At 73.8% G+C, this 12,415-nt stretch carries 12 protein-coding genes; 3 read left to right on the forward strand and 9 right to left on the reverse strand.

The window, feature by feature from the left end:
• Nucleotides 1-141: 141 nt before the first annotated feature.
• Nucleotides 142-669: an AAA family ATPase gene (locus ACFZBX_RS31125; RefSeq protein WP_391537160.1), complete on the forward strand. Its 528-nt coding sequence runs from the start codon at nt 142-144 to the stop codon at nt 667-669.
• Between the two features lie 154 nt (nt 670-823).
• On the opposite strand, the gene ACFZBX_RS31130 is transcribed toward ACFZBX_RS31125, so the two are convergent.
• Entirely contained in the window at nt 824-1,210 is a 387-nt protein-coding gene (locus ACFZBX_RS31130) for a VOC family protein (protein WP_391537161.1), read from the reverse strand.
• Between the two features lie 475 nt (nt 1,211-1,685).
• Here ACFZBX_RS31130 and ACFZBX_RS31135 point away from each other — a divergent pair, with 475 nt between their 5' ends.
• Both ACFZBX_RS31135 and ACFZBX_RS31140 read left to right on the forward strand, forming a co-directional pair.
• On the forward strand, nt 1,686-2,144 hold the full coding sequence (locus tag ACFZBX_RS31135) for a hypothetical protein (protein ID WP_391537162.1): 459 nt from the start codon (nt 1,686-1,688) through the stop codon (nt 2,142-2,144).
• A 182-nt stretch (nt 2,145-2,326) separates the two neighbouring features.
• Nucleotides 2,327-2,899 carry an Imm1 family immunity protein gene (locus ACFZBX_RS31140; protein ID WP_391537163.1) on the forward strand — a complete coding sequence of 191 codons (573 nt, stop codon included), beginning with the start codon at nt 2,327-2,329 and terminating at the stop codon, nt 2,897-2,899.
• 114 nt (nt 2,900-3,013) lie between these two features.
• On the opposite strand, the gene ACFZBX_RS31145 is transcribed toward ACFZBX_RS31140, so the two are convergent.
• The 8 genes from ACFZBX_RS31145 to ACFZBX_RS31180 all read right to left on the reverse strand — a co-directional run bounded on the left by ACFZBX_RS31145 (nt 3,014) and on the right by ACFZBX_RS31180 (nt 12,365).
• The gene (locus ACFZBX_RS31145) at nt 3,014-3,742 is read right to left on the reverse strand and encodes a hypothetical protein (RefSeq protein WP_391537164.1); all 729 of its coding nucleotides are present in this window, start codon (nt 3,740-3,742) and stop codon (nt 3,014-3,016) included.
• A gap of 375 nt (nt 3,743-4,117) precedes the next feature.
• Nucleotides 4,118-4,495, reverse strand: a complete 378-nt coding sequence (locus tag ACFZBX_RS31150) for a nuclear transport factor 2 family protein (protein ID WP_391537165.1) — start codon at nt 4,493-4,495, stop codon at nt 4,118-4,120.
• A gap of 520 nt (nt 4,496-5,015) precedes the next feature.
• Nucleotides 5,016-5,567: a DUF2690 domain-containing protein gene (locus ACFZBX_RS31155; RefSeq protein WP_391537166.1), complete on the reverse strand. Its 552-nt coding sequence runs from the start codon at nt 5,565-5,567 to the stop codon at nt 5,016-5,018.
• Nucleotides 5,568-5,738: 171 nt separating this feature from the next.
• Entirely contained in the window at nt 5,739-6,506 is a 768-nt protein-coding gene (locus ACFZBX_RS31160) for a thioesterase II family protein (RefSeq protein ID WP_391537167.1), read from the reverse strand.
• Entirely contained in the window at nt 6,503-7,096 is a 594-nt protein-coding gene (locus tag ACFZBX_RS31165; protein WP_391537168.1) for an NADPH-dependent FMN reductase, read from the reverse strand. The genes ACFZBX_RS31160 and ACFZBX_RS31165 overlap by 4 nt, the downstream gene beginning before the upstream one ends.
• A gap of 341 nt (nt 7,097-7,437) precedes the next feature.
• Nucleotides 7,438-8,904 (reverse strand): MFS transporter, encoded by a 1,467-nt coding sequence (locus tag ACFZBX_RS31170; RefSeq protein WP_391537169.1) that lies wholly within the window; start codon nt 8,902-8,904, stop codon nt 7,438-7,440.
• 357 nt (nt 8,905-9,261) lie between these two features.
• Nucleotides 9,262-11,043 (reverse strand): S9 family peptidase, encoded by a 1,782-nt coding sequence (locus ACFZBX_RS31175; RefSeq protein ID WP_391537170.1) that lies wholly within the window; start codon nt 11,041-11,043, stop codon nt 9,262-9,264.
• A complete protein-coding gene (locus ACFZBX_RS31180; protein WP_391537171.1) occupies nt 11,040-12,365 on the reverse strand; it encodes a M20/M25/M40 family metallo-hydrolase in 1,326 nt (441 codons plus the stop codon). The genes ACFZBX_RS31175 and ACFZBX_RS31180 overlap by 4 nt, the downstream gene beginning before the upstream one ends.
• Between the last annotated feature and the right edge of the window lie 50 nt (nt 12,366-12,415).

Consider the following 12,415-nt stretch of genomic DNA (forward strand, 5'->3'; position numbering starts at 1 on the left):
CTGGCGCGGCCTGGCGAAGGGGTGGGGCCGCCGGACGGGGGGAGCAGGCAGGGGGTGGTGACGCTCAGGTACATGCGGTCGCCGGTGCCTGCGGTGGACGCCGTCGCGGTGTACCGGCTGCGGGGGCTACCGTCGTGGGTCATGGACGACGGTGGGCGCGGGGGCGGCGGGGCGGGGCGTGCGGACAGTGTGCTGGTGGTGGTGCGCGGGCCGAGCGGGGCCGGGAAGTCGAGCGTCGCCGCGCGGCTGCGCGCGGCCCACGGGCGGGGCATCGCGGTCGTCGGCCAGGACGTGCTGCGCCGCACCGTGCTGCGCGAGCGCGACAGTGCCGGCGCGGCGAACATCGGCCTCATCGGCCTGGTCGCGCGGCACGCCCTGGACCACGGCTTCCACGTCGTCGTCGAGGGCATCCTCGCCGCCGACCACCGCGGCCGCACCTTCCTGTACTACCTGGACGTCGGCTTCGAGGAGAGCGTCCGCCGTCACGCCGGCCGCCCCCAGGCCGCCGAGTTCTCCGCCGCCGACATGGCCGCCTGGTACCGGCCCCGCGACCTCCTGCCCGGCCGCCTCGAACACGTCGTCCCGCAGGACAGCACGCTGGAGGAGACGGTGGAGCGGATCCTCGCCGACACCGGCCTCGCCCCGCCCGGCCACACGCCCCGCCCCTGACCCGCGCCAGGCGGCCGGAGCTCCCCCGCGGGGGCGGCCGCCTCGATACCGGGGGCAACGGCGAGTGTGTGGAGGCGCCGCACCGCACCGGCTCCTGCGGGCGGTGCGGCGGTCCGGCCCGGACGGCGACGGCGCGCGGGGGCCGGAGGGGGTGTCAGTGCTGGTGGGTGAGCTGGATGAGGTTGCCGCAGGTGTCGTCGAGGACGGCCGTGGTGACCGGTCCCATCTGCGTGGGCTCCTGGGTGAAGCGCACGCCCAGTGCGCGCAGGCGCTCGAACTCGGCCCGTACGTCGTCCACGGCGAACGAGGCGGCGGGGATCCCGTCGCCGGCCAGCGCCCGCTTGTAGGGGCCGACGGCGGGGTGGCCGTCGGGCTCCAGGAGCAGTTCCGTTCCCTCGGGCTGCTCGGCCGAGACGACGGTCAGCCACCGGTCCGCGCCGAGCGGGACGTCGTGCTTCTTCACGAATCCGAGCACCTCCGTGTAGAAGCGCAGGGCCTTCGCCTGGTCGTCGACGAAGACGCTGGTCAGGTTGATCCGCACGACTGTCCTCCGGTTCGTTCGGCCCGGGCCCTCGGGTGACGGTGCGTCCGCCCGGGCCCGTCGCTCCACCATAGGCGGACAAATGCGCCCTTCTCGCCCGCGGACACGGAACCGGCGCGCGGTCAGCGGGCGTGCGGCAGGTGGGCGGTGCGGGAGGTGGGCGGTGCGGCTGAGGCCGATGGCGCGGGAGGCCTCGAGGAGGACGACGCCGCCGGGGGTGAGGAGGGTGCGCAGGAGCGCGGGAAGCGTGTCGGGGGCGGGGCAGAGGCGGGGCCGCGGCAGGCGGCGGGGCGCAGCGCCGCCCCCGGTTGGGTGGCCGTGGCGGGCGGCCGGGGGTGGGCGGGTGTTCGCCGGTAGGGTCGGGGGCGGGTGTGTGGTGTCGTCGTGTTCGTCGCCGAGGGAGGAGCCGGGCGTGGGCAGGGTCCTTTCGGCCGTGGCTTCCGGCCCCGGTCCGCGCCGCCGGTCGGGGGTTCTGGTGAGCGGTCTTCTGGACGCCTTGTGCTGGGACGGCGACGAGAGCGTCGTCAGCCTGTTCGCGGCAGCTGCGTGCGCCGAGCCCTTCGACCTCGCCTTCGAGGTCGGTGGATGCCGCCCGGACCAGGTCTCCGTGTACTGCCTTGAGGACGGCGAGCGCGTCCTGGCCGGGCTCCGGGTGGTCGAGTACGACCTGGCCTTCGGCGTGCTGCCCGTCCCGCTCGGGCCGTACCTGGAGGGGTGCCTCGACCAGGTCTGCGCGCAGGGGGCCCGGGTCGCCTGGCTCGGCTTCGAAGGCTCGTTCAGCTTCGACCATCTGCTGACGGACTCCGTCGCGCGGATGCTCTACGGTGTTGCGGCGCGGGGCCGGCCCACGGTGCTGATGCTGGACGACGATCTGCGTGGCGGCTCCGCGTGGCCGGGGATCCTCGGCTCCTACCGGTCCGAGCTGACGGGCTGACGGGCTGAAACCCGCTCGGCCGGATTGCTCGTCCTTCCTTTGGCGGTCGCGCCGGCGTGAGCCCCTGCTTCCTGCGACCGGGTGTTCTGCGACAGTGGGAACGAGATAGAGGACGGCGGGTGCAGCCGCCGGTATGGTGACCGCTCGGAAGATCGACGGAGAACGGTCGCTGGGGGGAATAAATGGTTCTTACGGTTCTGATCAACAGCGAAGAGCATCACGCCACGGACGAGGCCGGAGCGGAGCGAATCATTTCCAAGGTCATGGAGAGCCTCGACTACGGCGGCATCGCATGGCTGTCCATCGACAAGCAGATCCGGGAGGAAGGAGTCTACGCGGACAACACCCTCAAGGTGGTGATCAACAGGTCGACCGGCTATGGAGGGTTGGTCTGGCATGTGGGAACCGCCTATCCGGAGCAGGGCGGGATCTACTCCCACACGTGGATCTCCGACAATCCGGAACCGCCCACGACCGACCCGATGCTCCTGTCCGACCCCTGGCACCCGGTGTCCATGGAACCGGCAAGCGCACTCCCCCTCACCAAGGTCCGAGAGGTCCTCGGTGAATTCTGCCGGGCGGGGACCGGGGACAGGCCCGCCTGTATCAGCTGGGTCAAGGGAAAAATGAACGGCGAACGCGAGGAACTGGGGGCCGGAGTGGAACCGGCGCCGCATTCCTCCACCGACTGGGATTCCCTGGTAGGCGAGATCGTGAACCTTTGCCCCAAGGAAGGCGAGAGCCGTTCGGGCTGAACGGGCACCGCGGGCGACGACGCCCCGGCCCACGGCGGCGCCACCGCCTGCGCCAAGGCGCTCGCCGCCGGACCCGCCGCCCCGCCCGGGTGGCCGGGCGGGCGTGACGGGGGCTCAGGCGGGCAGGCGGCTGCCGGCGAACCCCGGTGCTCCCCCGGGGTCGCGGCGTCGCAGCGTCCGCGCCGCGAACAGTGCCGCGGGGACGGCCGCGATCGGCACCGTCCACCACGCCAGGCCGGTCCACAACGCGAGCACGGCGGGCGCGCCGCAGGCGAGCAGCGTCCACAGGAAGAGCGAGCGGGCGAGGGCGAGGGTGGCGCGGCGGCCGGTGAACAGCAGCGCGCCCAGGGCGGCGGTGAACAGGGCGAGGAGCGCGGCGAAGGTGCCGGCCGCGGCGGTGAACTGGGCGTCGTCGCGGGGCTTGTCGGAGGAGCGCTGGGCGACGCCGGCGCGTTCCAGGCCCATCACCCGCCCGCGCCACACGGTGCCCTCCACCCGATCGCCGGGCTTCAGGTCCTCCAGCAGGGGCCCTGCGCCGCCGAAGCGCACCTCGCCGCTCCACAGCGGCGCGCCGTCCAGGGTGGCCCGGAACTCGGAACTCTTGCCGGCGTTGCGCACGAGCGTGCCGGTGACGGTGAACGGCACGGTGCGCACGCACTCCTCCACGGCCGCGCCCGGGCTGGTGGCCGGGCAGGGGGCCGCGGCGGTGTAGGAGCGGTGGCGCTCGGCGTCGTCGGGCAGCAGGACGGCGAACAGGTACCAGGCGGCCGCCGCCGGGGCGAGGGCCGCGGCGGCGAGCAGCGCGCCGCCGGTGCGGGTCCATGGTGAGGGACGGTGGATCATGACGGTTCTCCCCCCGGTCCGGTACGTGGCCGAAGCGCGCGGGTCGCCGACGCCGGGGCGTGCCGCCCCGCCCTTTCGGGGGTCGGACGGCTCCGGGCGTGCGGAACGCCGGACGGTGTCGCGGTTCGGGACGGGTGCGGAAGGGGCCTGGGCCGGTGTGGGGGGCGGCGGGTGCGCGGGCGGGCGGGGGGTGTGCCGGCGGACCTCGCGTCGAGTGCCACGCACGTCACCCCCGGACCGGCCCGCGGACACAACTGTCCCTTGTTCGCCGACCAGGCTTCCCGGCACTCCTTCGTGCACGATATCGGACGGGGCCCGGCTTCGCACGCGGGTTCGATACGGGGGCGCGCGGGTTCTGATGCCCGGTCAGGCGGCTCAGGAGGCGGACGGCTCGATCTCCCCCGCGAAGACGATGAACTGGTCGATGAGGTTCCGTCGCAGGTGGACGACGTCCGTTCCCGCCAGGCGGGGGCCTCCGTCGGGCGTGGTGAAGACCCACTGGTACCGGGCCCATTCGTCAGGCATGTCCACCGCCGAGCAGCGCACCATCGTGCCGGGCCCCGCCGGGTGACGCCGGATGTCCAGCACGAACCGCTCGACCGCCGCGATTCCCTCGCTGCGACCCAGCGGTCCCCAGAAGACCACGTCGGAGGTCAGGGCCTGGGAGAGCAGGGCCGTCACATAGCTGTCGTGCGAGGCGTTGAACGCGGAGATGAACGTGTCGATCGCGGAGCGTGCGGTCTCTTCCTGCATACCCCCAGTCATACCAGCTGTTTCGCGTGCGCTCGTCCCACGAGCCGTCTTCCGATCACGGCGAACCGTCCCGGTCACAGCACGGGCTCCCGGGCCGGGTAGGCAGCGGTGGGCAGATGCCGGTCCGGCAGGCCGTGGCCGGCGCCGCGTCCAGGGCGCGGTGGCTGTCGGCGCCGCTCCGGACGGCGGTGAAGCCGGCGGGCGGCGCCGTGCCGGTGCCGCCGCACCCGCTCGACGCGGGCGCCGAAGTGGGCCCGGTCCGGTGGGGGCGGCGTGTCGTGGTCGTTGTCACGTGCAGGTGCCGTCACACGGGCGGTCACGGGCCTTCCCCGGTGCGGGCCGCGGTGTCACCCGCGGTGTGGCGCCCGGGACTGACAGCCGGGTGGCGGGCGGTGGACCGGCCGCCGCTCCCCTGCCCTGCGCCCCGCGCCCTGCGGCGGCGCGAAAGCGCCCCGCCCCGCGCGACCCGGCGGCGGGTCGCGCGGGGCGGGGCGGAGCGGGGCGGGGCGGGGTTGCGGGGTCAGCCGCAGATCTCGGAGCCGGCGCGTCCGTTGGGGTGGGCGTAGTTCACGCCGGTGTCGGCCCAGCCGGTGCCGCACGCGCGGGTGTTGGGCGTGTAGACCATGCGGCTCCACTGGTACGGCTCGCCGGAGTCGACGTAGGGGCTGCGGCCGAACCAGGCGGTGCCGCCGTCGGAGGTGGACGCCGTGCGGTGGATCCTCGCCTCGTTGCCGCACGGCTGGCCGCTGCAGTCGGTCACCGTGGAGTGGATGCGGATCCACTGGGTCTTGCAGGTGTAGCTGTAGCGCATCTCGATCGTGCCGACCTGCTGGCCCGTACCGGTCTTCAGCGGGGCGGAGGAGAGTGTCGTGGAGTTGTCCGAACACCCGGTGGCCTGTGGGTCCTTGCCGTCGTAGGCGTTGGCGGCCTGGGCCGTGGAGGCGCCGTGGAGGGTGAGGCCGATCGTGCAGGCGAGGGCGGCCAGCGCCGAGGCCGCCGTCCTGCGCCCGGTGGCCGCGGACGTCGCGGTGCGCGTGGTGCGCGTCGTGCGCGTGGTGCGGGTGCGGTTCATGTGGTGGTTCCCCCCGTCTGGGCGGGCCCGGCGCCCTGCCGGGCCTTGGCTGTGCCCCAGTGTCGCGCCGGCGCCGGTGGCGGTCACCCTCGCAGGTCCGAGGTCGGGGGCCGGCCTGCCGCACGGCCCCGGGGGGTGGAGCCGTGCGGGGGCGGCTTTGCCGGGGAGGGGTCAGGCGCTCAGGGCCCGGGTGATGCGGGCGGCGAGGGCGGGGGCGTGGGCGTGCAGGTAGAAGTGGCCGCCGCGGTAGAGGTGGGGGCCGTGGAAGCGGCGGGTGCGGGGGGCCCAGGCCGTGAGGTGTTCGGCGCTCACCACGGTGTCGTCGGTGCCGCCGAAGACGGCGAGGGGCACGGGCAGGGGGTCGGGGCCCGGGTCGGAGCGCCAGGTGCCGACCAGGGTGAGGTCGTTGCGGAAGACGGGGGCGAACAGGCGCCACAGGGCGGGGGTGTCGAGGACCTCGGGCGGGGTGCCTCCGGTGGACCTGAGCCATGCGCGCAGCCGGGCCTCGGTCAGCGGGGGGCGTGTTCGCGTGTGCCGGTCGCCGGCGGGGGGCGGGCAGGAGGACAGGCCGGTCCAGCGGGGCGGGCGGTGGCCGTCCCCGGTCAGGCGCCGGGTGAGTTCGTAGGCGGCCAGGGCGCCCATGCTGTGGCCGAAGAAGGCGTAGGGGCGGTCGGTGAAGGGCTTCAGCGCGTGCAAGAAGTAGTCGACGAGGCCGTCGGCGGTTTCGATCAGCGGCTCGCCGCGGAGGTTCCCGTGGCCGGGGGCGTCCACCAGGCACACCTCCCAGTCGGCGGGGAAGGCCGCCTCCCAGCCCTGGTAGAGCAGGTGCGAGCCACCGGCGTGGTGGAAGAGGAACAGGCGCAGCGCCGGGTCGGGGACGGGGCGGGGGATCGTGAGGGGGCCGTGGACGAGGGGGGGTGGGGCGGTGGTGGCGGTCATCGCCGGGCGCTTTGGGTCCGGGCGGCGAGGGCGCGCATGGTGGCGAAGTCGACGACCTGGGCGGCTATGTCCTCCAGCTGTCTTTGGACGTGGGCGTCCTTGCAGTCGCCGGCGGGTGAGAAGCGGGAGGTGGTGGTGTTGATGGCGGCGCCGAGCGGGGTGGGCCAGCCGCGCAGGGCGTGGGTGACGTCGCGCAGGGCGGCGAGGGTGGAGACGGCGCCCTGCCAGCCCTGGGCGACGGCGACGCATCCGACGGGCCGTTCGCTGAAGTAGGGGCGGGTGTCCTCGCGGAGTTCCTCGACGTGGTCGAGGGCGTTCTTGACCAGGCCGGAGATCCCGCCGTGGTAGGCGGGGCTGGCGATGACGAGGCCGTCGGCGGCGGCGATGGCGGTGAGGAGCCGGCGGGCCTGGGGGGTGAGGGCGCCGTTGCGGGGGTCGTAGAGGGGCATGGCCAGGGCGGGGCCGGCGATCAGTTGGACGGACGCGCCGCGTTGTTGTGCGGCGTCCAGGACCACCCGCAGGGCCTGCTCGGCGGTTGATCCGGGCCGGCTCGAACCGCCGACACCGACCACGTTCACGGTCTCGTACACAGGGGTTTCGCCTCCTTCTCTCTGGTGCCTGAGGGTGCTTGCGGTGCGGACTGGCTGCGGGGGTGCGGGGTGGGCGGCGGTGGCGCTCGTTTTCATCGGGGCGGGGGCCGGCCGGCCAGGGGTCGGCCGGCCCGGGCGGTCGGGTGTCGGGAGGGGGGGGTTGGGAAGGGGTGTCGGGAGGGGGGTTGGGAGGGGTGGGGCCCCGCCCGGGGGCCGGGTGTGGTGCCGGGCCTCCGGGCGGGGTGTGGGTGGCGGGCTGTGCGCCGCCGTAAATAAAAGGTGATTCCACTCATGTGACGAGCACGAAGTGGAATCATCTTTTACTTGTGTGTGAGGCGGGGTCAGACGGCGTAGGTGACGTCGTCCTGCTTGGTCGGCTCGGCGGCCGGGGCCGCGGGGCCGCGGCGGAAGTTGAACACGACCAGCACGATCAGCGCGATGCCGGCGACGGTGGCCCACATGGCCGAGCGCACGCCGTCGGCGGTGGCCACGCGCAGTGCCTCGCCGGCCAGTCCGTCGTGTCCGGAGTTGGCGACGGCCACCAGGACGGCGAGGCCGACCGCGGCGCCGACCTGCTGGCCGGTGGAGGCGACGCCGGAGGCGATGCCCTGTTCCTCGGCGGCGACGCCGGTGGTCGCGGCCGCGTACATCGCGGTGAAGATGGTGCCCTGGCCGAGGCTGAGGATGAGCACGCCGGGTGCCATCGACAGGTAGGAGCCGTTCGCCGAGACGGACAGCGCGAACGCCACGGTGCCGACCAGGCCCAGCAGGAGCGCGCCGGTCAGGGTGGCCCGCACGCCGAAGCGGGTGGCGAGGCGTCCGCCGGACAGGTTGCCGATGAGCACGCCCACGCACGGCAGGAGGAAGGCGATGCCGCTCTTGGTGGCGGAGTAGCCGAACACGCTCTGGAAGTAGACGGTGAAGAAGTAGGGCAGGGCGCCGAAGGTCCCCATGAAGATGAAGGTGACGACGGTGCCGGTGCTCAGGTTGCGGTTGCGGAACAGGCGCAGTGGCAGCAGCGGGTCGCGGCCCCGGCCTTCGATGGTGAGGAAGACGGCGAGGACGGCGATCGCGATGGCGGCGCTGATGAGGATCGTCGGGGAGGTCCAGCCGGACTCCGGTCCCTGGACGAGGGTGAAGACCAGCAGGGTGGAGCCGACGGTGGCGGTCAGTGCGCCGGGCAGGTCGAACTTGCGTCCGGAGGAGCCGAGTTCGGTGTCCTTGGGGATGATGGCGAAGGCCAGGAGCATGGCGCCGCCGGCGAGGGGGACGTTGGCGAAGAAGATCGACGCCCAGCCGAACGCGCCGGTGAGGACGCCGCCCAGGAGGGAGCCGAGGATCATGCCGCTGCCACCGGCGCCGCCCCAGATCGCCAGGGCGCGGTTGCGCTCGGGGCCTTCGGCGAAGGTGGTGGTGACCAGGGACAGGGTGGCGGGGGCCAGGAAGGCGCCGCCGATGCCCTGGACGGCGCGGGCGACGATCAGGGTGGTGGGATCGCCGGCGAGTCCTCCGGCGAGGGAGGAGACGGCGTAGAGGAACAGGCCGAAGGTGAACATGCGCCGGCGCCCGAAGAGGTCGGCCGCGCGGCCGCCGAGGAGCAGGAAGCCGCCGAAGGCGACGGCGTAGGCGCTGACGACCCATTGGAGGGTCTGTGCGGAGAATCCGATGCCGGTACGGATCTCGGGCAGTGCCACGAAAACGATGCTGTAGTCGATGGCGTAGATGCACTGGGCGAAGGCCAGCAGTGCCAGGATCAAGCCGAGGCGTCGGCGAGGTGGCGCCTCGGCGCCGGCGACTGCAGGAGACATTGTCTGTGCCTACCCTTTCTGGGTGGGTTTGTTCGGGTGCTGGTCAGGTGCGTGGTGTTAAGGAGAGGCGGTGCGGCGCCCGGGTGCGGCGCCGGTCCTCGCCGGGGTGTGCGCCCTGGTGCGCGGTGGTGTGCGCAGGGGCGGCGGCGGTGGTTCTCCTGCCGGTCGGGCAGGAGGCGGTGGTTCTCATGGGCGCGTGCCCCCTCGTGTGCTCCGGTGGTCGTGTGGTGCGGTGGTCGTGTGGTGCGGGGTGCGGCCCGGCCGGGGTGTCCCGGCGGGCGTGCGTGCGGGCGTGCGGGCAGGCGGGGGCCGTGGCCCCCGCGGGCCGGGTGTGCGCGGTGATGCGCGGTGGTGCGGTCAGGGGTGGTGGCGCGGGGCCTCTTTCGCGGCGGGCGGGTGCGCGGCGAGGTGGTCGTGGAACCACTGCACGACGGCGGCCTCGAGTGCGTCGCGTTCCTCACGGTCGTCCGGGAGGTGGCCGCGCGAGAGGCGGATGAACCGGGTGGTCTTGCCCAGGGAGGTCAGGGTCTTGTGGAGCTGCTCGGTGCCGTTGATGACGACGGTGGCGTCGTCGACGGCGTGCGCGAGGAGCACGGGGGCCTGGATGCGGGCGGCGTGGGTGAGGGGGCTGGCCTCGCGCAGCCTGGCGAGGTCCTCGGGGTCCTCGACGTCGCCGATCCATTCCGTGACGCGCCGCCGCCAGGTGGGGGGCAGGGCGCGGACGTCGGATTCGAGGTCGGCGGGGCCGCAGATGACGGCGCCGGCCCGCCAGTAGCCGGGCAGCCGGGTCAGGCAGCTGAGGGCGGCGAAGCCGCCGTAGGACATGCCGTGGACGCCGAGCCGCTCGCCGTCCACCCACTCCAGGGTGCGCAGGTACCGGGCGCAGGCTTCGAGGTCGGCGAGGTCGCCGCCGCCCCAGTCGCGGTAGATCAGGCGCTGGTAGGCCAGTCCGCGTCCGGTGGAGCCGCGGACGTTGGGGGCGAGGACGGCGATGCCGGCGCGTACCAGGCGCTGGATCAGCGGGTCGTGGACGGGCAGGGCGGCCCATTCGGGTCCGCCGTGGACGGTGAGGACGGCGGGGACGGGGCCGGCGGCGGCCGCCGGCGGGCGGTACAGCAGCCCCGATATCTCCAGTCCGTCGGCCCCGGTGAACCAGACGCTCTGCGGTGCGACGAGGTCCGCGGGCAGGTCCGCTCCGAAGTCGGTGAGCCGCTGCGTGCGGCCGGTGGCGAGGTCGGCGAGGTGGTAGTCGGTGGCGCGGTCGCCGGCGCCGACCTGGGCGAGCAGGCGCTCGCCGGCGAAGCGGGGCACGAAGCCGTCGTAGCCGAACGGCTGGGAGGCGAAGCCGGGCAGTTCCAGGGTGGTGTCGCGGGTGCACAGCAGGGTGCGCTGGTCGCGGGGCACGGTCCAGACGACCTGGGGGCCCACGATCACGTTCTCCACGTCGGCGTCGGGGGTGGCGATCCACTCCAGGGGCCGGCCCGGGCGCAGCAGGGCGACGCCGAGGTGGTCGCGGCCCTCGGTGGTGCACAGGTAGATGCCGTCCTCGTTCCAGCCGCCGGCCTGGTACTTGGCCGGGCCCTGGTGGGGGGTGAGGTGGTGCACCAGGCCGGTGGTGAGGTCGCAGGTGTAGAGGTCGTGGTCGGTGTTCTGGTGGAACTTCAGGACGAGCAGGTGGCGGGAGTCGGGTGAGAAGCAGACGGGTACGTAGCGGTCGTCGCCTTCGAGGACCATGCGGGTGGTGGCGTCGGTGAGGTCGCGGACGTAGACGTCGAGGCAGGTGGCGTCGCGGGCGCTGGTGGCGTAGGCGAGCAGGCGTCCGTCGGGGCTGTAGGGATTGCCGGCGCTGGAGTAGGGGACGCCGATCTCGCGTCGGACGCCGGGTTCGGTGGCGATCCATTCGACGTCGCCGGTGAGGGGGTCGATCTCGGCCAGGCGGTAGTCCTGGGTGCCGGTGACGTCGGTGACGGCGAGCAGGCGGCTCTCGTCGGGGCGCCAGGCCAGGCGGGTGACGGCGCCGTCGACGGGCAGGATGCGGGTGTGGCCCTGCCAGGTCTGCAGCCAGGGCTGCGGGCGGCCGGAGGCGTCGCTGACGTAGGCGAAGCCGCTGGTGGCGGGCCAGGCTCCCCAGAGGGTCATGAGTGGGCCGCCAGGGCGAGTTGGATGGAGGCGGCGGTGACGATGCCGCGGCGGAAGCGGTCGAGGTCGAGGTTCTCGTCGGGTGCGTGGTTGGCCTCGTCGACGTTGGCGAGCGGCACGCCGTAGCAGGGGCAGGAGAGGCCGTCGCTGAGGACGGAGATCGGCAGGCTTCCGCCGAGGGCGGGGACCAGGACGGGGCGGTGGCCGAGGACGTCCTCGACGGCGCGAAGGATCGTCGCCGTGTAGGGGGACTCGGGTAAGGTGCTGGAGGGTGTCATGGCAGCGTCGGTCACGAACTCGACCTCGGGAGCGTATCTTGCGACGTGCCGCCGGATGGCGTCGGCGACGCGCCGGGGTGTCTGGCCGGCCACCAGGCGGGCCTCGCAGCGGGCGATCGCGATGTCGGGGATGACCGCCCGGTGGTCGCCGGAGTCGGCGCAGCTCAGGGAGTTCACCGTCAGGGTGGGTACGGCCAGGCGCTCGTGGAAGCCCAGGTCCGCCGGCGGTTCCATGCCGCTGGCGCCGATGGCCTCCAGGGCTGCGGCCACGTCCACGGGGAGGTCCTCCAGGGCGGCGCGCTGGCCCGCGCTCAGCGGTGCGACGTCGTCGGCGAAGCCCTCCACGGTCACGGCGCCCTGGGGTGAGCGCATGGTGGCCAGGAGTTGGACCAGCGCCCAGGCCGGGTTGGGTGCGACGCCGCCCCAGTTGCCCGAGTGCAGGGGCCGGTTGGCGCCGCGTGCCCGCAGTTCGAACATCAGGATGCCGCGCACGCCCAGGACCACCGAGGAGCGGCCGGAGTCGTGGACCGGGCCGTCGCTCCAGATCACCAGGTCGGGGCGGCCCACCTGGCGTACGGCCTCGGCCAGGTTGGGGCTGCCGATCTCCTCCTCGCCGTCGAGCAGGACCGTCACCCGGCAGGGGAACCCCCCGGTCAGCTCGCGCAGTGCGCGCAGTCCCAGCAGTTGGGCGAGGTGCTGGCCCTTGTTGTCGCCCGCGCCGCGCCCGTACATGCGCCCGTCGCGGATCGAGGGCGTGAAGGGCGGGGTGGTCCACAGTTCGAGGGGGCCGGCGGGCTGGACGTCGTAGTGGCCGTAGATCAGCACGTGCGGGCCGGGCCCGTCCGCGGTGCCCACCAGGGCGGGCCAGCCGCCGGTCTGCACCTCGCGCGCCTCGAGTCCCGAGGCGCGCAGGAGGCGAAGGCCGTGGGCGGCGGCCTCGGCCATGCCCTCCCCGGTGCGGCTGACGCTCGGCCGGGAGATCCATTCGGCCAGCTCACCATCGAGGTCGCGGCCGCCCACCCAGGCCCGGAGCTGCTCGATCACAGACCCTCCAACCGATTGCACAGAATGATATCGATGGTAGTGAAGCAAAC

The sequence above is a fragment of the Kitasatospora sp. NPDC008115 genome, assembly GCF_042957205.1.
Classification (GTDB): domain Bacteria; phylum Actinomycetota; class Actinomycetes; order Streptomycetales; family Streptomycetaceae; genus Kitasatospora.

Coding starts and splice junctions, on each gene's coding strand:
- ACFZBX_RS31140 (WP_391537163.1), top strand. CDS start 2,327: ATGGTTCTTACGGTTCTGATCAACAGCGAAGAGCATCACGCCACGGAC.
- ACFZBX_RS31160 (WP_391537167.1), bottom strand. CDS start 6,506: ATGACCGCCACCACCGCCCCACCCCCCCTCGTCCACGGCCCCCTCACG.
- ACFZBX_RS31155 (WP_391537166.1), bottom strand. CDS start 5,567: ATGAACCGCACCCGCACCACGCGCACGACGCGCACCACGCGCACCGCG.
- ACFZBX_RS31150 (WP_391537165.1), bottom strand. CDS start 4,495: ATGCAGGAAGAGACCGCACGCTCCGCGATCGACACGTTCATCTCCGCG.
- ACFZBX_RS31170 (WP_391537169.1), bottom strand. CDS start 8,904: ATGTCTCCTGCAGTCGCCGGCGCCGAGGCGCCACCTCGCCGACGCCTC.
- ACFZBX_RS31145 (WP_391537164.1), bottom strand. CDS start 3,742: ATGATCCACCGTCCCTCACCATGGACCCGCACCGGCGGCGCGCTGCTC.
- ACFZBX_RS31175 (WP_391537170.1), bottom strand. CDS start 11,043: ATGACCCTCTGGGGAGCCTGGCCCGCCACCAGCGGCTTCGCCTACGTC.
- ACFZBX_RS31125 (WP_391537160.1), top strand. CDS start 142: ATGGACGACGGTGGGCGCGGGGGCGGCGGGGCGGGGCGTGCGGACAGT.